We start from the raw sequence: 19,970 nt of genomic DNA on the forward strand, positions 1-19,970 counted from the left end.
CAATTTATGAATACGGAGAAAAAACTATTGACACCAGTCACAACAGGCACGCTTGAATTACCAAACCGCGTCGTGATGGCGCCAATGAACCGCCGGAGGGCATTGAATGGCATTCCCGGTGAATCAGCGCCGATATATTTCGGGCAGCGGGCGGGCGCGGGGCTGATTATTACGGACAATACGGCCGTCGCCCCTAATGGCATCGGCTATATGGGTACCCCCGGAATTTACAACCAGGAGCAGGTCGACAGCTGGAAGCGCGTTACGGCGGAGGTGCATGCCCTCGGCGGACGGATTTTTATGCAGCTGGTGCATGCGGGCCGCATCGGGCATTACCTCAATAATGAAGGACAAATGCCGCTGATCGCGCCGGCCGCGCTCAGCGCCGAAGGACTAATCCGCACGCCGGGGGAAATCCATTTGCCAAACAGCGAGCCCGTTGAAGCTACCGCCGCCGACGTGCGCAGGCTCATCGGCGAGCATATCCAAGGGGCTATCAATGCCATCGAGGCAGGTTTCGATGGCGTGGAAATACATGGTGCACACGGCTTTCTGCCCGAACAGTTCCTGCACCCGCATACCAACCGGCGCACAGATGCGTACGGTGGAAGTATTGCCGCCCGCAGCCGTTTCCTGCTCGAAATCGTGGAAGGTACCGCGGCGGCGATCGGGAAGGAGCGCACGGGGATACGCCTTTCGCCGTTTGTAAAGCTCAACGACCTGCCCGACTACGCGGAGGAAGCTGAAACGCAGCGCTACATTGTGGATGCATTGCAGCAAATGGGGATTCTGTACATTCATTTGTCCGATCAGGGGCCGGTTGGGCACGGCAAAATCCCGGAAGCATTCATCCGCGAGCTGCGTCGGCGTTACAGTGGGCTGGTAATTCTTGCGGGAGGCTATTCGGCAGAGACGGCTGAGGCTGCGTTACAAGCCGGGCTGGCCGATCTCATCGCATTTGGAAAACCTTACATTGCCAATCCTGACCTCACCGAACGTTTCAGGTTAAATATTCCCCTTGCAGTGGGGGATCCGGCGACCTATTACCAGGGCGGTGACGAAGGCTACATCGACTACCCTTCCGTCGATCCTGTACATAGCCCTATTTTTGTCGCAAATGCCACCGCTGATTGTCGTTAAACCCCGCGCATTTTCACACATGATCCGGTTAAGTTTGTAAGTTCATCAGCACATCTTAAACAATGAGGGTCAAGGATTACCACCACACCATTAATATCTGGCTTCAATCGCTGGAAGCTTACGACATCGCCAGGCTTCTGGCCCAGCCGGGGCCGGGTGCGTGGTCGTTGGGGCAAGTGTATATGCACATCCTGGAAGAGACGGATTTTTATTTTAGCCAGATCAGGATTTGCCTCGCGTCGAACGACCATGCCATGGAGGATTGCACTTCCGAGGCGAAAGCTATGCTGCGCAACAATGCATTTCCCGATGCGATTCTCGAAGGTCCTCCTTCCAACGCGTTCGTCCGTCAGCCGGACAGCAGGCAATTTCTGGTCGACAGGCTTGTCCGTTTGAAAACACTTGTCGCCGAAACGGACCTTTTGATCGGCAGGAGTTTGTTTCATGGGAAAGCGAAACATCCCGGGCTGCATTACCTGTGCGCGGAGGAATGGTTTCAGTTTTCGGAAATGCATTTCAGGCATCATTTGCGGCAAAAAGCGAGGATAGAGTCGTTTTTGGAACGTACATTTGGAAAGTACGAGCCACAAACCAATCTGAAATGAAACTGAAACTCGCGATCGTGTTTTGCTGTCTGGCGTGGGCACAGGCATATGTACAAGCGTCAGCCCAGGTAAAGCCGGATACCGCGCTGCTGGGCCGCAATCCCAAAGCGGGCCATTTTGCCGAATTGCGGGGCGTGAAGCTGTATTATGAAATGTATGGCGCCGGTGCGCCGGTGCTGTTTATTCATGGTAACGGCGGCTCTATGCACGATTTCAAGCACCAGCTCCTTGCATTCGCGAAATCCAACAAAGTGATTCTGGTCGATAGCCGGGCACATGGGAAATCTAAAGATGCAGGCGACTCGCTATCCTACGAAATGATGGCCGACGACATCCACGCATTGTTGGAACACCTCAAAATTGATTCCTGTAATGTGGTAGGGTGGAGCGACGGCGGTATCAATGCATTGCTGCTTGCCCTGCGACACCCCGGGAAAGTACGCAAACTGGCCGCCACGGGCGCAAACCTTTGGCCCGATTCCACGGCCCTGGATCCGTGGGTGTACAAAAAAATCCTGGAATGGGACGCCGACCTCGCCACTCAAACATCCGATCCCGTGAAACGCAACCAGAAGAAACTCATGCATCTGATGGCCGTCCAGCCGAATATCACGCTCGAACAACTGCATAAAATACATTGCCCTTCGCTCATCATCGGCGGCGACCATGATGTGATTATCCCCGAACATACAGTTCAGATCGCCCGGGCTATTCCAAAGTCGTATTTGTGGATTTTGCCGAATTCAGGGCATTCGACGCTGGTGCATTACGCGGCAGAGTTTAACCGGGTGACGATGGAATTTTTTGCGAAGCCGTTTCGCGCGATACGGGAGGAGAAGATGTTTGAATAGCAATGACCGACCATCGTCCATGGTCGGCCCGAAGGGCTTCACAGCCCCGAAATCGTATAAGTCACCGTCGTCGTATACGTCTTCACCGGCAGCATAACCGACAACCCTTCGATTTTGTACTGAATGGGGATATTGTCGCGGTGGGCGAGCAGGTTCAGCAAGCCGCTGAAGAATGCTTGCGGCGTGCTGGTGAGTTGGATGTACGTGGTGCCGCCGCTAAGGATGGCAATGCCCGTACCATTGCCGGTTCGCTGCACGTAAAGTTTCAGCGAGGAGTCCCAGTTGGAAGTCGTGCTGAGGTGTGCGGTGATGGACCAGCCAATTAACGCATTCACTTTCAGTAGGGTTTGAGAAGCGCTGCTGATTTCGATATGCTCGTAATTTTTACCGGCTTTTGTGATCGTCGACGACAGCGAGGGGATAGACCACGTCGTTCCGCTGTTAATCGATATCGTTTGGGCGGAAACGGCGAAGGTGCTCAGGCAGGCGATATAAAAAGCGATCAGGTATCTCATCAGTTGTCGGCCATGGTATAACGCACCGTCACATTCGATGTGCCGCTGCGGATATTGGCATAAGTCTGTATTTCAAGCGAATAAGTAAGTTGGAAGCCGCTGCTACCATAGGTAATGCCGGTGTAGGCGCCTTTGATATTATCTATAAAACTGACTGGCGTGTTGGTCAGGTATTTGTTGGCCGTGACGTAGCTGTTACCACCCGTAAAGCCCAGCCCGGTGCCGACGTACGCCGATACATCCAGGCGCAGCCGGATGCCTGCGGGCAGGGTGCCTATCACATCGCCCTTAATGCTCCGTGATCCCCCGGTAGCAACCGCCGAAGTGAATATGAGCCAGTTGGCATTGTTTGAAGTGCCCGTTCCGACCGTATTACCTGCTTCTGTCGGTGCGGTCATTTGCAGGGTAACGCTGTTGGAGCCCGTGGGCAAAATGTCCACCAGGGCCACCGACGGCATAGCAAGGCTCACGTCCACGGTCACCGTCTGCGCGGATGAGGCGAGGCCGGACAAAAGACAGTAAAGGAGCATTACATACCTCATTTTTTGACAGATACTTCAAAATTTCTTTCCGAAAAATGGATCCGCTTCTCGTTCGGCCTGATCCTGAATGTCAGATCGAGCGTTTTGTCGGTTTCTACCGTCAGCTGGCGGTTGCTTTCTTCGACCACGAACCGGTCCTGGCTTCCAGGGATGAATACCGATATTTCCCAGTTCCCGGGCCGTATCTCGCGGAACGAGAATTCACCTTTATCGTTTAGCTCGGTGAGGTAGCTACCATTTTCGCCATTCAGTTTGATCAGCACCGGCGGCTTTTCGGTCAGGACGGCCGACAGGCCATTCTGTTTTGCCTTTAAAAATTCGATCCTGCCGACAATGCTTCCTGTGCGCGTCAGCGGAATTTCTACCATACTAAGGCTGTCGGGGCGCACATCTACCAACATGGGCATCCGCACCACCGGTACTACACCCTCACTGCCCGATTCGTTTTGGATGATGCTGAGGTAATAGCGATCGGGCGCTACACCGACGAAGGAGAACATGCCCGTGCTGTCGGTCATGAACTTATGGCTGCCGAGCTGGATAAGATTACCCTGCTTGCGATAGCCCAAACCGGTAAGTTTCCCTCTCACCGTGCCGATGTTCTTTTTCCGTCCCAGCGGCACATTCAGCCGCAATGCGTACCTGATATTGAAAAAGAGCGTGTTCTGGTCGGTATTGGCGGCGTTGGGAATATAGGAATGGCCGCCGGAGAGTGCGAAAACGTGCCTTTTCAGGTCCAGGGTAATCGAGGCGTCCAGAAAACTTCTTCGCACGTAGAGCTCGTCGGGCGCGTAATTATTGCGGTAGAGGAAGCTCGCGTACAGGTTCCTTTTGATATTGACCCTCGCATTGCCTCCATAGAAAAGCAAATTTTCGACCGCGCCGGTTGCCGAAAACTTGCTCGTACGCTGGTGCTCGAAATACCCGCCGACCCAAATCCACGGAAAGAGCCGGACCGCCGGTTGTATGAGGTTCGAAAACGACTCGTTTCGTCCATTATTATCGGGTACGAGGTGATTTTTGGAATAACCATATCTGCCCTGATAAAAGAGGGTAAACTTTTGGGAGGCAAGGTTATAGGAAAAATTACTGAAATTTTCGGAGTAGTGAAATGCCGCGGGCTGCTGCCGGTCCTTGCGTTCCGCTTTGGAATAGAAGAGATAAAAGCGGTTTCGCTGGTCGGGCTGGTAGGAAATGTAACCCATGTAGCTGCGGTCTTTCGGCGACACGCTGTACAGGTTGGCGTCCAGGCTCGGGTTCACGTCGGAAAAGTTGTTGCTTGCGCCGATCGTCAGTTTGCGGGTGATATTGAAGCCGATATTGTTGTTGAACAGGCGACTGTTGTTGTAAAAACCATAAAAGTGCTTTCCTGCGTAAATGAGATTGCTCGTGATACTGATCCATTTTTTGGCCAATTGAAGCCGGAGAAATGCACCGTAATCGGTTTTGCCGATAGCCTGGCCGGCACTCAGTTCGCTTTCGAAATTGAATTCCCTGGTGTGGACGCTCGCGGCAAGGCCCGTCATATGCGACCAGAATTGCTGGTGGTGAAAAAGCACATTTTTAGATGCATAATGGACCCCTACATTGGCAGACTCTTTGATTTTAAACAAAAACCTGCCCCCGATAGCATCCTTCTGGTTCATAAAAAACCGGGCTTTCTGGTAAAATAAGGTGTAGGCCACTTTTTTAAACTGCTGCTCCACGCGCAGCCCGCGCCCGAAACGGCCGAATTCCATCAGGTTGTTGAGCTGCAAAACATAATCGCCCGCCGAAACGAACAGGCGTTTGCGCCAGGCATAATCGAGCGAGTATTGATCGTACGTGCCTATCGCTGGGAACACGAACTGGTTCGGCCCGCGAACGGTGAAGTCGATGTAATGGCGCTCTTTCTGATCGATGAAACCTTTGCCGGTGGCCAGGTATTGATAGGCCGTGAACTGCCTGCCGCCATAGCGGTAGGAGAGATATGTACCGCCCACTTCCACCGGAAAGCGGAAATAGGGGTCGATTTTCCTGACTTTGGAGGAAAAAACAGGTATGCTAGTAACGGAATACACGGGCTCCGCGCCGCCTGTCATCATAATCGAGAGGTTCGAAGCGGCTTGCCACGCATTGTTGTCGGTGACCGGAATGACTTGCGATACGGTTACGTTGGTGCCGGCCCCCGGTTCGAGGGTTAGGCTGTCGGCAATGTGATCGACCTTGCCTTGGTCGGACTTCACAAGAAACTTCTCCGGATTGTTGCCGGAATTGCGGATCAGGTAGGTCAGCCGGAGCGTGTCGCCTTCGCGGATAAACTCGGGCTGTGTGACCACAAACAGTTCAATGCTGCGAATCGGCGTGATGGTGATTGGCACTTGCACGCTGGCCTCGCGTCCGTCCGTTTGCACGGCGCTCACGACGGCAGTGTGCACGTGGAATTTAACCTGGTAATCGCCCGAGGCGCAGGCGGCTGGCGTGCCTATTACGTAAAAGTAGCGCAGGCTCTGGTCGCCGGGCGTTCTTGCGGGCCGTCGCTGGGAAAGCAGCCGCCATTTTTCAGGCAGCTGAATCTCTTCCCGCAGCGAATCTGGGAGGGATGAGGAGGACTTTACGTCAAAAAACAGTGTGAAATGTCCGCCGGGAACAACCGTGCCCGACCCGGCGGGGCCCGACCCAGCGGGGCCCCACCCAGCGGGGCTCGGTACATTTGCCAGGCTCACGGTTATGGGTGATTGCCCGTAACCGTTCAGTCCTGTCAACAAAAGCAATATGGCGATAAGCCGGTACAATGGGAGAGGAGGGTTATTCAACCTGTAAAGAAATGTTCGAGCCGAACAGGTCTTTTTTTGTGTCGGCGATGATCACGCAATCGTATTTGCCTTTCGGCACATCGGTAACGGGTATTTCAAACGTACTGCAACTGCCCGGATAAAGCATGCGGGTATTTGGCTGCGTGGTTTTGAGCTTGTTACCGTTGCTGTCGTACACTTCGAGAATCACATTCGTACGCGCGCCATAGGCGCCGTTGTTCTTCAAAACGACTTTCAGGACAGACTGTTCGGCGGCAACCTTTTCGTAGGTAACCTTCTCGTAGGACAAAGGAGGCCCTTCCGCCGGCCCGATATCCACGATCACCTGAATGGCGTAACGTACTTTCGAATTGATCTGAATGCCCCGGTGCGATTCCTCGCGCACGGGATCGGCAACTTCCACCATGATCACCTCCCAATAGGTACCCGGCTGGCGGTTCGGATCGGCTTCGATCGTGTACCGCACGTCGTATTCTTCGCTGGTGGCGATCACCCGTTCATCGATATTCGTTTTCAGGCCCAACCCGAGCGACCTGCTGTGGCTGCCCACTTCCGGGTAAGCCGCCTGCTGATCGCACTCTGAAACGAGGTCCTGACGGTATACCAATATACGGGAGTCTTTTCCTCCATCATTTTTGACCTTGATCGTCCCCTGGACCTTCGTCGAGGCTGTCGGAATGCTGTGGTTGTGCGTCAATCCGTTCAAGACCACTACCGATGCCCGCAAATATCGGGGCATCAGTAGCATCATGCTGAGTAAGGCAATCCATTTCATCGGAATCTCAGTTGTCCGCGAGCGTGTAAGTCACGGTAACCGTCGTGGATCCCGACCGCAGGTTTGCATAATTGGCATCGTCGGCAATGAAAGTATAGGTGAGCTGGTGCCCGCTCGTGGGGCCCGAAGCCGTGTACGCGCTTCCGATGTCGGAAATGAGCGCCTGATCGGTTGTCAGCAGATTAAAGCCGGCCGTTGGCGTACCTTTTGTACCGGCACCACCCACCGCAGTGGCTGCCACCAGGTGGATGTCTATGCCATCGACCAGCGGCGTAGCTTTCACATTCACTTTCTTGGTCGTGGTTCCCGTCTGGATCGATGTGTAGTTTAGCCAAATCGTCGAGTTTGCAGCGGGAGCTACTATTTTATCACCCGCTTCATCGTTGGCAGGTTTGGTAAAACTGGCTGTAAAGTTTCTGGTTGCGGAAGTTTCAAGGTCAAGTAATGCCACGGTGGGTACAACCACGGAAATCTGGTGATTGTCGGTTTGGGTGTCCTGTGCTAGGGCACGGTTTGATAAGCCGGCCAGCGCCACAACAAGGGTAAAGGGGACGAGGGTAAAGTAATTTTTCATAATTAAAGAGGGAATAAAGTGAATTTTGTTGCTTTAAGGAAAGCGTATAAATGTAGAAGTACTTTTATGTATATCCAACAGTATCGGGAAATATTTTGCCTACAAAGTATAGGGTTATAGTACTTTCGGTTACATGAGTTTAAAATGGCAATGGTGGACGATTAAGCACTGACGTGAGCAACACCGACTTTTATGCCGTTATCATTTTGACAGCTCCCGGCCGGGCAGTATTATTACACCAAAAACTAAAACAATGAAAATTACCTATTACGGCCATTCGTGTTTCTCCGTAGTTGCGGGAGGCAAAACGATCCTGTTCGATCCGTTCATTTCGGGTAACGAACTTGCCAGCGGCATCAACCCGGACGATATTAAAGTGGATTATATTTTTGTGTCCCACGGGCATTTCGATCACTCACATGACGTGGTGCGTATCGCCAACAACAACGATGCAATGGTGGTGGGCAGCTGGGAACTTTACACGCATTTCGGCGCGCAGGGTGTTAAAAACGTGCATCCGCTCAACCCGGGCGGTAAGTGGAGCTTCGACTTCGGGATCGCGAAAGGTACCGCTGCCGTGCATTCGAGCAGTTTCCAGGATGGCAGCTACGCCGGTGTAGCGGAGGGGTTTGCATTCAAAACCGAAGACGGCAATTTCTATTACAGCGGCGATACCGCGCTCACGCTCGATATGACGCTCGTCCCGAAATGGGTGAAGCTGGACTTCGCGGCATTACCGATCGGCGATGTGCTTACGATGGGGATCGAGGATGCCATCGAGGCGGCCAAACTGCTGGGGGTGACGCATGTACTGGGCGTGCATTACGACACTTTCGGCTTTATTAAGGTCGACAAAGCGGCGGCAATAGAGGCGTTCCGCGACGCGGGCCTGACGCTGCATTTGCCCGAAATAGGGGAGTCGATTACGATTTAGCAGAGGAAGGGGGCATTTTTAATTCATTTTTAATTACACCGCCTTCTTCTTAACGATATATTTCGAACACAATAACAAATGCACCTAGTGCGGTTATTGCTATTGAGTTATGTAGTTAAAGATCCATTGTCCATATTTATGTTCAATGGATTTTTTATATAAAGCTCAACGGTTTTCGAGCCAGCCCAAAAAATGGCTTACTTTTTCCTTGCCAATCAGCAGTTTTTCCGGTGTCGGGGTCGTGAGTTTGATAAAAAGCTTCCTCGAAAAATAATGCTCCACTTCCTTCACCGCATCGAAATTGACGAGGTACTGGCGGTTCAGCCTGTAAAACTGTGAAGAGGAAACCATCCCCTGCACGTCTTCCAGAGGCTGGGTAATGGTATAATCCTGATTATCAAATGTGCGCAGCCAGGTTGTTTCATTATGAATGTAGAAGAATGCGATCGTCTCGGTTTTAATGGTAATGTATTTGTTTTGCCTGAAAACCAGAAAGCTCTTTTTGCCTTCGGGTTCGGCGAGTTTTTTTAAAAGCATTTCAAGCTCAGGTACCAGTGGTTTTTCACTGGAAAAATAGGTTTTCAACTGGCTAAGTTTATCGAGCGCACCTTCAATATGCTCTTTTTTGAATGGTTTGAGCAGATAATCAATGCCATTGGCCTTGAACGCCTCGATGGCATAATGGTCGTAAGCCGTGCAGAATATCACCGGTGGTACCACTCTCACCGATTCGAAAATCTCGAAACACAGGCCGTCGGACAGCTGGATATCCATGAAAATCAGGTCGGGCTGGGGCATTTCCGTGAGGTAGGAAACGGCCCGTTCCACGCTCTGGATCGTGGCCACAATGTCGGCTTCGGGGCGGAGCGTGGTGATCAGCTGCGCCAGCGAGCGGGCCGTTTTGATTTCGTCTTCAACGATTACGATTTTCATGAATGAGCGGCAGTTTGACCCTGAAATATTCCTGGTCGTTTTCGATTTGTACTTTTTGGTTCAGCAGGTGGAAATACCGGCGGTTGATATTGTCGAGCCCCACTTCCGTCGAATGCTCGGGGTTCTTTTTCAGGCGCAAAGGGTTTTCGACGACCAGCAGGCCGTTCTTTTCGTATATGGTAATGTGCAAGGGATAATCAAGCGAAACGACGTTGTGTTTAATGCAATTCTCGACCAGCAGTTGCAGGGTGAACGGCGGTATGAAAGTCCGGTAAATGTCCTCCGGGATCCGGTATTCCAGCTCGATACCCTCTTCGAACCGTGCTTTCAGCAAATACATATAAGCGTCGAGTATTTCAATCTCCTCCGAAAGTGAGATCAGGTCGAGCTTTCTGTTTTCGAGTGAAAACCGGTAAAAATCAGAGAGTTTTAATATGAAGTCGACGCTGTTCTTGTCTTCCAGCTCCACCATCGATTTCAGGGTACTGAGGCTGTTGAAGAGGAAATGTGGGTTGACCTGCTGTTTCAGCAACTCATATTGCGCGCCGAGGTTGTCGGCCTTGCTGCGTTCGAGTTCGAGGATCACCTGCTGGTTGCGGTGTGTCTGGTAGAGCAGATGCAGCAACATATAGAAGATCAGGTTGATCATGATCCCGCGCACCTCGAACATCAGCACCACCGGTCCGAAATCCACCGACGGGATCGCCAGCTTTTGCGCGCCTACCATCAGGAACATGAGCACGATGCCAATGGCGATGCTCCGGAACAGCAGGGAGTAGGAAAAGCCCGTCGCTGAATGCTCCTTGGTGAATTTCGGCAGCGAATAGATATTGAAATACCACACAAACAAGGTAAACGACGTGGTGATCAAGGCGCTGGTAATCGCCTCGAAACCATTGGGATGCTTCTCGGCTATTTTGGGGACGGTGGTGAGCACACCCAGTGACAGGGAACTAAGCCAGACGATCACCGCCGAAACCCTGAATCTCTTTTGTACCATGATTGTTCTTGAACAGGTTTACGGAAAAACAGATGCCTGTTGGGCAAATATAAAACTAATCCGCTCTGCTTTGCTTGTAGCGGCATTTTCGTCACGCTTTTGACGGGAGTGGCGGATCGCATAATCGATCGCAGGGCCAGAGCCGCCGGTGGAAACGGTTACCGTCTCCACCGACCGTAGTCCGCCATTGATATTACTCCCAAACCACAGCGGATTTTGTTTCAAATCCCAGGTTACGAGCTTGAAAACTACGCCCGGCGTCGCTTCGCCGGGCGTCGCTTCGCCGGATGTGTGCGCTGCGCGCTCCTCACGTGCATGTGCGAGGGCGTCGTCGTTCCCGTAAAGTACCGAAATCGTATGCGTACGGGCGTTGTGGAAGGAGGTGATGACGTGCAGGCCCTGATCGTCGAAGATCGTCTCGGGTGCAGGCGTGAGCTTGCGCGAGTCCTGGCAAGCGGCCAATACGAGTGTGGCGGAGATGATGATTAAAATGATGCTTTTCATGGCGATCCTTAGCTATTTTGTTTGAAATCGGGCCGAATGGCGGCGGTAATGGTACCAGTCTGGGTGTTTTGCAGGAAAGTAATCACTTCCCATTCGGTCGGGTTAAAACCTTCCGGCAGATTCAACGCCACATGGCCGCTGTCTACTGCCGGGAAGCTTTGAATGCGGCGGACGATCTGCACGTGCGGCAGCAACCGGCCCGCATTCTCGCCGCGTTTCACCATCGTATGCGCTACTTTTTGTACCAATGCGACTTGTAAAACGGTACCGCGGCCCGCGTTGGTTGCCTGGTAAGCCAGTTTCAATTTCCCCGCCTCGATTTGCGCGTCGGCATGCAACTGCGCAGGAGCGCCGGAGTTCAGTTCTATATTCAATGCGCGTCTCAGCGTCTCTTCCTGCGAGCCGATCAGTTCATGCCTGCCGTTTACGACCACCTGCGGCGTGTAAACCGTTTCGAGGTTGAGCCAGCTTGCATATTGGTACTGGCGTTTGGTAAAGTCTTTTTCGCTGAACACGTCCCGCCAGCCCTGGTGGTTCCAGTAGTCTACGTGGAAGGCGAGAATGTAAACCGGTTTGCCCGCATGTTCCTCCTGGATTTTCGCCAGCAGCTTATCCGCTGGCGGGCAGCTCGAACAGCCCTCCGAGGTGAAGAGTTCGATAACCGCAAAGCCTCTGTTTGCGGCTTTTTCTGTATTTGCCGAATCGGTTTTTGGGTTAAAAGCCATAGCAGAAATGGAAATGCCGAATAAAAGAAAAAGCGAATTGATGATTTTGGTTTTCATAATGAGTGAATGATTGAGTTTTGAATGAGTGAATGTTCAGGCTGTCACCGCTGAGCCGGTTTGGTCGGAATGTCGAATACGAACCCGGTTCCCTTGGCCAACTGGTGGCAATTGATGCAGCTGGTCGCGAATGCGGTCGTCTTGCCGTAGGGTTTCAAATCAAGCCCGCCGAACCGGGCGAAGCCCCAGCCTTCGGTTCCGGCAAACTTTTTCGCGTCGCGGACCATCATCTGGACGTTGTTGAAGTTGCCGGGTTTTACATTGCCGTCGGCGTCGGGTGCCTGGCTGTTCCAAACTACTTTCACGATCACCGCACCGTCGGGCCAGGGAAGGATGTCGTTTTCTTCCAGGGCTTTCACGGCAATGTCGTTTCCGTAGATTATGCGTGAGGTACCATTGTCGGGACGGCCTGTGGTGCTAATCACCTTCCAGTTTTTGTAATCATCGAAATAGCGAATGCCAATGACGGAGGTTGGCACGTTTGCGACTTTAGGCTTGTCAACGATCTTGGCTGTGTCTCCGGTGGCATAATGCTTTTGCGATATGCTGGTCACGTAGTTTTTCAGGACAGTAAGCTCCGCAGGCGTCACTTTTGCGGACGGGTGTGTGGCTGTGTACTCAGGTAGCGGCATCCGGCCGGCCTCGATCATATTGACAATGTACCAGAGCTTGCCTTCCTGCTCGCCCTTGGGAATGCTGTCCCATTCCGAAAAATTGAACCGTTTGCGGGCTTCCTCGACGTCGGCAGCGACTTTGTAGGAGAACGGTGCGACCTTGTCGTACCAGCGCAGGTTGGTTTCGTTGGAATGGCAATCGTAGCACGAGCGTTTCAGAATGCGGGTTACCTCTTCCGGTCCGTGAAATTCCGACGTTACGGGCGGATTTTCGATCTCTGGGCTATTAACCTGCAATACAACGAAACTCGTGAAAAAGATGCCTGCGAGCACGGCTGCAATGTTGCGGAATGTGTGGTGTTTCAGGGTCTTCATTGCGGTTTGTTTTTTCTCAAAAGTAGGGTTAGGAGCCGTCGTGGGGAATTGGATTCGGGCCGAACTGGACATATTCGGGGCTGGAATGGACGGGGGAGGGAGGAAGGGAGGAAGGGAGGAAGGGAGGAAGGGAGGAAGGGAGGAAGGAGGAAGGAGGAAGGGGAGGAAGGGCAATTTCAGTCTGAGCGGACGGGGCGGCTCAGACTGAAATTGCCGAGCTCGCGACGTTCTTTGTCCAGTTGGGCTTTCAATCTGTCCAGTCGGGTTATTTTGCGGTGTTGGGTGCGACGGAATTGTAGTCTATTTGTATCAGAAATCGCAGCGGAAACGCTGATTTTGCGCAGAATTGCAAACTATTAAAAGACTACAAAATCAAACTTTAATTTAATCGTACCGGCGACCCGGTCAAAATCATGGAAACAATCGAAATCGCTCAAGTAGCAGGTAATACCACCATCGATAAAGTTCTCTATACAGGGAAAACCCACACCTCTGGCGGCCGCGACGGCGTTTCACGCAGTTCGGATGGTAATCTGGACATTAAATTGTCATCACCGGGCTCCAATGGCGCTGGTACCAATCCTGAGCAGCTTTTTGCCGCGGGCTGGTCAGCATGTTTTATCGGGGCAATCGGCATAGCAGCCGCGAAGAAAAAAGTTGCTTTGCCGGAAGGTACAGCGGTGGATGCAGAGGTAGACCTGGGTCTCACTAAGGCCGAATATTTCCTGCAAGCCCGCCTGAATGTAAGCCTGCCCGGCCTGGACGAAGAAACTGCCCGCATTCTGATCGAATCGGCGCACCAGACTTGTCCTTATTCCAAAGCGACGCGGGGGAATATCAACGTCACTATTAACGTGAGTATCTGATAGGTTAAGTACAGTACTTCCTCGACAGCCCCGTCCGGTTTATCCCGGGCGGGGATTTTTGTATTAACTCAGGCCAATGCTATGGCTTCCGGAGCTTTCCATTTGCTCACAAACAGCTCCTGCAACTGCTCGATCTCCTTTTGATAAATGGTCTTTTTCCTTGTCCCGAAATACAGCGTGTTTTCCAGCGGCGTGCTGCCTTCCCATACGAGCTGGATCTGCGCGGCTTCCATGGCCTCCACGCATAGGAAATGCGGGACGATCGAGAAGCCCTCGCCGTCGCTGAGGCAACGGATGATGGAGCAAATGTTGGGGACAATGTAATTAGGGCGGAAATCGGGGTGCTGCTCGAAATTTTTCAGCCAGAAATTCTTCAAATGCTCCATGTCGGCAGCCGTGCTGTACCAGATCTGCTGTTTGAGCCAGTTGGCGGCTTCCGTCTTATTCGGCTGGCCGAGCAGATCGATCAGCGGGTCGATGTCGGTCTGATTACCAGCGATGAGCACAATCCTTTCTTTGGAAAATGGCTTGTAAACCAGGTTTTGCTGGCTGCCCTGCTGTGGCGTGACGATCAGGTCGAGCAGGCCGTTGTCGAGGTCCTGCTGCATTTGCGGGTATTCGCCGAATTTAATAATGAGGTTAAACGGCAATGAGGCAATATGCTCTTCGAGCGTGTACTGGAATGTTTCAAAACACATCCCGACGCTGATCGTCGGCCGCTCGGACTTGGAGCTTTTATGAAAATGCTGTTCCACGGCTTCCAGCTTGCGCAGTGGGTCGAGCACGAAGTTGTATAATACCTTTCCCTTCTCGGTTGGTACCATTTTCCGCGGCGACCGGTCGAACAGTTTGTGCCCGGTATAGGCTTCCAGTGAGTTTAAATGCAGGCTTACGCCTGGTTGCGATATAAAAAGCTCCTGGGCCGCCGCCGAGAGCGTCCCCGTTTCATAGATCGCCTTGAAAGTGCGGAGCCATTCCAGATTGAGTACCATACCTTTCTATAAGTTTTATGATACAAATATACAATTTAAGTTATTTTGATAATGAGTTAAGCTGCCGGAAATTTGTAGCATCAAAATCAAACAGAACATGAAAAAGATATTTGTCATCAACGGCGGTCAGCATTTTGCGCATTCCGGAGGGAAATTTAATCATACACTGACCGGACTTGACCAATCCTATTTTACGGAAGAAAACGGCTTTGAGCTGCAAGTAACAGACATTAACGAGTCCTACGACCCGGATGAGGAAGTGAAGAAATTCGTTTGGGCCGATGTGGTCGTATACCATACGCCTATATGGTGGTTCTCGATGCCTTATAAATTGAAAGAATACATCGACATCGTCTTCACCGCAGGCCACCGCAAAGGCATTTATCGAAGCGACGGCCGCAAAACCGATAATCCGGCGATCAACTACGGCACCGGCGGAATGCTCCACGGCCGCAAATACATGCTCACCACCACCTGGAACGCTCCGGAAACGGCATTCACATTACCGGGCGAGTTCTTCCGCGAACACTCGGTGGATGAAGGTGTGATGTTCGGTTTTCACCGGATGAATGCGTTTGCAGGATTAGCGCAGCTGGACGGCATGCATTTCCACGATCTCGAAAAGAACGCGACGCCCGAGCGTGTCGATGCATACAAGAATCAATACCTGGCGCATTTGGAAGGTATATTCAGTAATCAGGAAATAGCATATCAAGCGTAACGGGCCATGGAAAAGCTAAAAACAGCATTGGTCGTGGGAGCAAGCGGGGTAATCGGTAAAAACCTGACAGCCTATTTGCAATCGCTGCCCGATTGGAAAGTAATAGGAACATCGAGAAAGCCGCTGCCGGGAAATGTCGAAACCATTATAGTCGATTTGCTCGACGAGGCGGATGTAGCAGCCAAATTTGGAGCATTGGACCGGGTAACCCACGTTTTTTATACGGCCTATCAGGACAAGCCGACCTGGGCCGAACTGGTAGCGCCCAACATGGCCATGTTCAGGAACGTGGTGGAAACTATCGAAAAAGTGTCGCCCAAACTGGAACATGTCAGTTTCATGCAGGGCTATAAAGTGTACGGCGCGCATCTGGGGCCGTTCAGGACGCCCGCACGGGAGGACGACCCGCCTATTATGCTTCCCGAATTTATGACGGAACAGCAACGGTACATTACTTTGGCGCAGGAAGGCAAGCAATGGAACTGGTCGGCTATCAGGCCGTCGGTGGTGGGTGGTTTTGCACCCGGTAACCCGCTCAATCTGGTGTCGCTGATTGCCGTTTATGCTTCCATTAGCAAGGAATTGAATGTGCCTTTCCGGTTTCCGGGAAAGCCGGGCGCCTATCATCCGTTGATCGAGCTAACCGACGCGGATTTGCTGGCCAAAGCCACCGTGTGGGCCGCTACTACGCCGGAAGCCGTGAATCAGGCGTTTAATATCAACAACGGCGACCTGTTTCGCTGGGAAGAAATGTGGCCTAAGCTTGGTCGCTATTTCGGATTGGAAACCGCTTCGCCCGTGCAACTCCCCCTCGCGGAGGTCATGCGCGACAAGGCGCCGGTGTGGGAAGCGCTGCGCGAGCGCCATGGATTGCAATATGGCTACAAAGCATTGTCCGCCTGGCCATTCGGAGATTTCGTCTTTTCCTGGAATTATGATTTTCTCGCAGACGGTTCCAAGGCCAGGCGGCTGGGCTTTCACGAATATGCGGATACCGAACAAATGTTCTACCGCATATTCGATCAGTTGCGTGCCGAAAAGGTAATTCCTTAACCTTCCTGCTCGACAAACTCGGCCAGGCTCTTCCCGATAATGTGGTTCCAGCCCGCAGAGAAGCTTTCGGGTCTGAAATCGGGATGGTCTTTCGGGAAGGTATGAAGGCCCTTGTGCGTGAGGCGCAGTCGGGTTTTATCACCCTCGGGGATCAGCTCGAAACTTACTTCGGAGTCGCCGGGATAGTCGGCGTAGCGCCAGGAATAGGCGAGTTTCCGGTTCGGCTCAGCCTCTGTGACCTTGCAGAGATGGCGGTATTGCCGTTCCTCGCTTCCGGCTGTAAATTCGAACTCGAAGCCGGTTTCCGCTTTAAATTCCGGGATATCGAAATACCATTTTTTCATCTGGCCCGCGTCGGTAAGAGCTCTCCACACGCGCGCCGGCGGGGCATTCAGTACTCTTTCTAAAACAAAAGGTTCAAAAGCCATAGTTGTTATGGGTTAAAAGTTCAGAGGTTTTCATCCGAAGGGTTTTCGTCCAGGAAGCGTTCGAGTGCGTCCAGCTTATTATTCCAGAATTCCTGGTAGGTATTGGCCCATTCCGAAACCTGTTTAAGGCCCTTCAAATCGGCCTCGCAGAAGGTTTCGCGGCCACGGGTCCGGACAACGACGAGTCCGCATTCGGTGAGTATGCGGATGTGTTTCGCAACAGCCGGCCGGCTGATCGTGAAATGATCGGCGACGTTGTTCAGATTGAGCGTCCGCCGGGCGAGCAAATGGATGATCTCCCGACGGGTAGGGTCCGAAATAGCCTGAAAAACATCGCGCCGCGTCTGGTTCATGGGTTTTACAACTAATGGAAAATAAAATGGAAACCGTATGGTTTCCAAATATAAATGAAACCATACGGTTTCCAAAAAAATACCCGGGTTTTTTGAGAAACCCGGGCTTTTTTGTCCGATTTAGTAATACTGTTGAACCTTAATTATTTCCTTCACCAGACTTCTTGTCGTCATTGCTGATCCGTTTTTTCTGGCGCTGACCACCGGACACCTGTCCGAATTCATATTTTAGGTTGAGGCGCCACCCGCGGCGGTACATGGCTACGTCCTGCGTCTGCACAAAGTTGGCGCCTACGAAATCGTTTTTCCACCGTATTCTGCGGTTGAACGGATTGTCATAGCCAAACCCGATCGTTCCTTTCTTCTTCAGCACTTCTTTTTGTATTACAATATTATAGAACCCAAAGCCGCCATAGCTACCCTGAAGGTTCACGCGCGGCGAGTTGTAGAACCCGAAGAGCTGCGCTTTGATGCCCTTGCCGAAATCGATTGTCGAGTTCAGGTTGATGCGGTACATCCAGTCGGCGTTGCGGGTTTTGAGCTCGGCGCTTTCCAGTACATTATAAAAGAGGTTCAGCGAGCCGTTGACGGTCCATTGCTTCATGAGTTTCGTATTGGCGCTCAGGTTCAGGCCGTAAGCGGAGTTCTCGGCTACATTCTGGAAAATCTGTTTCAATACGCCGGTACTGTCGACGCTGCTGATGCTCTCGATCGCGTTGTTGGTCTGGCGCAGGAAAAAGGACGCGTTAATGCTTGTCTGCTTGATCGATACGCTGTAATTCGCTTCCACGGAGTGCGTCAGCTCGGGTTTCAGGTACGGGTTGCCACCGTATTGGTTCTTGGAGTCGGCCTGGTTTACATATGGGTTGAGGAAAAAGAACTGCGGCCGCTGAATGCGCTGGGTGTAGCTCAGCCTGACCTGCTGGTTCTTTTTAAGACTCCGCGACAGGCTCACGCTCGGAATAAGGTTTCCGTAATTGTTGGAAAAAGCCGCGGTACCGTTCAGGAAGTTGGCTTGTATGAACGTGTGCTCGTAACGTGCGCCAAGGTTGATACCCCATTTCTTTTTCGGCGTGCGGTTATAAACAAGGTATGCGGAGGTCACCTGCTGGGCGTAATCGAATACGTTGGCCTGCTGTGGCATATCGTGGAAATCGTCGGAACCGTCGATGGCACTGGATATGCGGTAATCGCTCAGGATCTTGCGGAAAATGGTTTTGGTACCGGTTTCGAGCGTGCTGATGCTGTCGAGCGGGTTGGTGAAGTCGAGCTGAATCGTCCCTTCCTTATTATTGCTGATATTATAACTCTTTTCGCGGTAGTACACTGCATTCTCGCGGGTTGCGACGTCGGAGTCGTAATCGCTGTCCTCTCCTTCAAAAGAGTACATCATCAGCAAGGCGAGCTCCCGTTTTGGTTTCTTGAACAAACGGGTATAATCGAAGTTGACCGTCGCACCCTGCCAGTCGTAGGTCCGGCGCATATCGCGTTGGAAGTACTGGCCGGAAACGCCCTGGCTGCTTTCGTCGAAAGTAATGTCGAACCTGTTGGTATTGATGCCATTATAGTAGTTAATCCCTGCACCGATGCGATTGAGCGAGTCGATATCCAGGTCGGCATTGAAAGTTCCGTAGAAGTTCTTTCCCCTGCCGTTTATCCATTGCATCTGGTCCTGGTTGGTGACGGTATCGCCGTTGGTGAAGGTGCGCAGCTGCTGCATGTAGCGTTTGTTTTTCCAGTTGCTGAACCCGCCGTTCGCAGAAAGTGTCAGGCCCTTGTTGCGGTGGCTGATGCTGGCATTCGGCCAGTTGTTCCATTGCCCGAAGTTCGGGCTGATCGATCCGTTGGTGCCTTTCAGTGTATTCTTTTTGGTAATAATATTAATGATGCCTGCCGTTCCTTCCGCGTCGTATTTGGCAGAAGGCGAGGTGATTACTTCCACTTGCTTGATAATGTCGGCCGGAATCTGTTTCAGTGCTTCGGAAACGCTTCGGGCAACGACGTTGGAAGGCTTGTTGTTGATGAGAACCTTGATGTTGCCGCTTCCACGCAGCTGTACGTTACCTTCGATATCCACCGCAATGGACGGTATCTTCTTCAAAACATCGGTAGCGTCCCCGCCTTTAATGCTAATGTCTTTCTCCGCATTATAAACCATCCTGTCGGATCGCTCCTCGAACAGGGCCTTCTGCTCGCTCACGGTCACTTCTTTCAGGTTTTGCGCCGCGGCGGCGAGTTTGATCACGCCGATTTCGACATCTTCTTTGTCGGCATGTACCGGACCAAAGGTTTTGCTGGTGTAGCCCATCAGGGAGGCCTGGACAATGTACACGCCTGGCGCGACTTTGGCAAATACAAACCGGCCTTTGGCATCGGCGGTAACGCCTTCGGTGATCTTCCCGTCTTTCAGCAATGCCACCGTCGCGAACTCGACGGGTTTACTGGCCGTGGAGTCCATCAGTAGCCCCGAAATGCGCACATGTTGGGCCGACAGGAAATTCATGGTGAGGGCCAGGATGGCCAGGGTGAGTAGGGGTGTTTTCATACATGGCTAATTAACGACTGTTCGATGCATGCAATGACGACCGAGTTCCGGAAACGTTGCACGGAAAAGAAAA

21 protein-coding genes are annotated in these 19,970 nt (G+C 52.2%); 7 read left to right on the forward strand and 14 right to left on the reverse strand.

Annotated features, from left to right (window positions below; all coding sequences use genetic code 11):
• The first annotated feature begins 6 nt into the window (after positions 1-6).
• The 3 genes from ACTJJJ_RS02725 (at position 7) to ACTJJJ_RS02735 (ending at position 2,596) form a co-directional block, all read left to right on the forward strand.
• Complete coding sequence (locus ACTJJJ_RS02725) at positions 7-1,140, forward strand: alkene reductase (RefSeq protein WP_440701414.1); 1,134 nt, start codon at positions 7-9, stop codon at positions 1,138-1,140.
• A 62-nt stretch (positions 1,141-1,202) separates the two neighbouring features.
• Entirely contained in the window at positions 1,203-1,745 is a 543-nt protein-coding gene (locus ACTJJJ_RS02730) for a DinB family protein (protein WP_440701415.1), read from the forward strand.
• Positions 1,742-2,596 (forward strand): alpha/beta fold hydrolase, encoded by an 855-nt coding sequence (locus tag ACTJJJ_RS02735; RefSeq protein WP_440701416.1) that lies wholly within the window; start codon positions 1,742-1,744, stop codon positions 2,594-2,596. The genes ACTJJJ_RS02730 and ACTJJJ_RS02735 overlap by 4 nt, the downstream gene beginning before the upstream one ends.
• 38 nt (positions 2,597-2,634) lie before the next feature.
• Here the strand turns inward: ACTJJJ_RS02735 and ACTJJJ_RS02740 are convergent, their stop codons facing one another.
• From ACTJJJ_RS02740 to ACTJJJ_RS02760, 5 genes are read right to left on the reverse strand one after another with little or no spacing between them, the layout of a single operon-like run.
• Positions 2,635-3,111, reverse strand: coding sequence for a hypothetical protein (locus ACTJJJ_RS02740; protein ID WP_440701417.1), 477 nt, complete (start codon positions 3,109-3,111; stop codon positions 2,635-2,637).
• Positions 3,111-3,641: a hypothetical protein gene (locus ACTJJJ_RS02745; RefSeq protein WP_440701418.1), complete on the reverse strand. Its 531-nt coding sequence runs from the start codon at positions 3,639-3,641 to the stop codon at positions 3,111-3,113. The genes ACTJJJ_RS02740 and ACTJJJ_RS02745 overlap by 1 nt, the downstream gene beginning before the upstream one ends.
• A gap of 8 nt (positions 3,642-3,649) precedes the next feature.
• Complete coding sequence (locus ACTJJJ_RS02750) at positions 3,650-6,448, reverse strand: COG1470 family protein (RefSeq protein WP_229221704.1); 2,799 nt, start codon at positions 6,446-6,448, stop codon at positions 3,650-3,652.
• Positions 6,441-7,223 carry a hypothetical protein gene (locus tag ACTJJJ_RS02755; RefSeq protein ID WP_229221702.1) on the reverse strand — a complete coding sequence of 261 codons (783 nt, stop codon included), beginning with the start codon at positions 7,221-7,223 and terminating at the stop codon, positions 6,441-6,443. The genes ACTJJJ_RS02750 and ACTJJJ_RS02755 overlap by 8 nt, the downstream gene beginning before the upstream one ends.
• Before the next feature lie 7 nt (positions 7,224-7,230).
• Positions 7,231-7,797: a hypothetical protein gene (locus tag ACTJJJ_RS02760; protein WP_188930916.1), complete on the reverse strand. Its 567-nt coding sequence runs from the start codon at positions 7,795-7,797 to the stop codon at positions 7,231-7,233.
• A gap of 253 nt (positions 7,798-8,050) precedes the next feature.
• Here ACTJJJ_RS02760 and ACTJJJ_RS02765 point away from each other — a divergent pair, with 253 nt between their 5' ends.
• Positions 8,051-8,731, forward strand: a complete 681-nt coding sequence (locus tag ACTJJJ_RS02765) for a metal-dependent hydrolase (RefSeq protein WP_188930914.1) — start codon at positions 8,051-8,053, stop codon at positions 8,729-8,731.
• Between the two features lie 165 nt (positions 8,732-8,896).
• Here the strand turns inward: ACTJJJ_RS02765 and ACTJJJ_RS02770 are convergent, their stop codons facing one another.
• From ACTJJJ_RS02770 to ACTJJJ_RS02790, 5 genes are read right to left on the reverse strand one after another with little or no spacing between them, the layout of a single operon-like run.
• Positions 8,897-9,664, reverse strand: a complete 768-nt coding sequence (locus ACTJJJ_RS02770) for a LytR/AlgR family response regulator transcription factor (protein ID WP_188930912.1) — start codon at positions 9,662-9,664, stop codon at positions 8,897-8,899.
• On the reverse strand, positions 9,645-10,664 hold the full coding sequence (locus ACTJJJ_RS02775; protein ID WP_188930910.1) for a sensor histidine kinase: 1,020 nt from the start codon (positions 10,662-10,664) through the stop codon (positions 9,645-9,647). Before ACTJJJ_RS02775 ends, ACTJJJ_RS02770 begins: the two co-directional genes overlap by 20 nt.
• An 18-nt stretch (positions 10,665-10,682) precedes the next feature.
• On the reverse strand, positions 10,683-11,168 hold the full coding sequence (locus tag ACTJJJ_RS02780) for a hypothetical protein (RefSeq protein WP_188930908.1): 486 nt from the start codon (positions 11,166-11,168) through the stop codon (positions 10,683-10,685).
• A gap of 8 nt (positions 11,169-11,176) precedes the next feature.
• Positions 11,177-11,950, reverse strand: a complete 774-nt coding sequence (locus tag ACTJJJ_RS02785; RefSeq protein WP_188930906.1) for a DUF1223 domain-containing protein — start codon at positions 11,948-11,950, stop codon at positions 11,177-11,179.
• A 44-nt stretch (positions 11,951-11,994) separates the two neighbouring features.
• On the reverse strand, positions 11,995-12,939 hold the full coding sequence (locus tag ACTJJJ_RS02790) for a heme-binding domain-containing protein (protein ID WP_188930905.1): 945 nt from the start codon (positions 12,937-12,939) through the stop codon (positions 11,995-11,997).
• 413 nt (positions 12,940-13,352) lie between these two features.
• Here ACTJJJ_RS02790 and ACTJJJ_RS02795 point away from each other — a divergent pair, with 413 nt between their 5' ends.
• Complete coding sequence (locus ACTJJJ_RS02795; protein WP_188930903.1) at positions 13,353-13,805, forward strand: organic hydroperoxide resistance protein; 453 nt, start codon at positions 13,353-13,355, stop codon at positions 13,803-13,805.
• 68 nt (positions 13,806-13,873) lie between these two features.
• Here the strand turns inward: ACTJJJ_RS02795 and ACTJJJ_RS02800 are convergent, their stop codons facing one another.
• Positions 13,874-14,797, reverse strand: coding sequence for a LysR family transcriptional regulator (locus ACTJJJ_RS02800; protein ID WP_188930901.1), 924 nt, complete (start codon positions 14,795-14,797; stop codon positions 13,874-13,876).
• Between the two features lie 97 nt (positions 14,798-14,894).
• On the opposite strand from ACTJJJ_RS02800, the gene ACTJJJ_RS02805 reads away from it, so the two are divergent.
• Positions 14,895-15,518 (forward strand): NAD(P)H-dependent oxidoreductase, encoded by a 624-nt coding sequence (locus tag ACTJJJ_RS02805; protein ID WP_188930899.1) that lies wholly within the window; start codon positions 14,895-14,897, stop codon positions 15,516-15,518.
• A 6-nt stretch (positions 15,519-15,524) separates the two neighbouring features.
• Positions 15,525-16,571 carry an SDR family oxidoreductase gene (locus tag ACTJJJ_RS02810; RefSeq protein WP_188930897.1) on the forward strand — a complete coding sequence of 349 codons (1,047 nt, stop codon included), beginning with the start codon at positions 15,525-15,527 and terminating at the stop codon, positions 16,569-16,571.
• Here the strand turns inward: ACTJJJ_RS02810 and ACTJJJ_RS02815 are convergent.
• The 3 genes from ACTJJJ_RS02815 to ACTJJJ_RS02825 all read right to left on the reverse strand — a co-directional run bounded on the left by ACTJJJ_RS02815 (position 16,568) and on the right by ACTJJJ_RS02825 (position 19,897).
• The gene (locus tag ACTJJJ_RS02815) at positions 16,568-16,999 is read right to left on the reverse strand and encodes an SRPBCC family protein (RefSeq protein ID WP_188930895.1); all 432 of its coding nucleotides are present in this window, start codon (positions 16,997-16,999) and stop codon (positions 16,568-16,570) included. The two genes, ACTJJJ_RS02810 and ACTJJJ_RS02815, sit on opposite strands and share 4 nt — an antisense overlap.
• Positions 17,000-17,019: 20 nt before the next feature.
• Positions 17,020-17,352 (reverse strand): ArsR/SmtB family transcription factor, encoded by a 333-nt coding sequence (locus ACTJJJ_RS02820; RefSeq protein WP_188930893.1) that lies wholly within the window; start codon positions 17,350-17,352, stop codon positions 17,020-17,022.
• A 139-nt stretch (positions 17,353-17,491) separates the two neighbouring features.
• Positions 17,492-19,897 carry an outer membrane beta-barrel family protein gene (locus ACTJJJ_RS02825; protein WP_188930892.1) on the reverse strand — a complete coding sequence of 802 codons (2,406 nt, stop codon included), beginning with the start codon at positions 19,895-19,897 and terminating at the stop codon, positions 17,492-17,494.
• Positions 19,898-19,970: the final 73 nt, after the last annotated feature.

It is taken from the genome of Dyadobacter sp. 22481, from assembly GCF_052044875.1.
GTDB lineage: Bacteria > Bacteroidota > Bacteroidia > Cytophagales > Spirosomataceae > Dyadobacter > Dyadobacter endophyticus.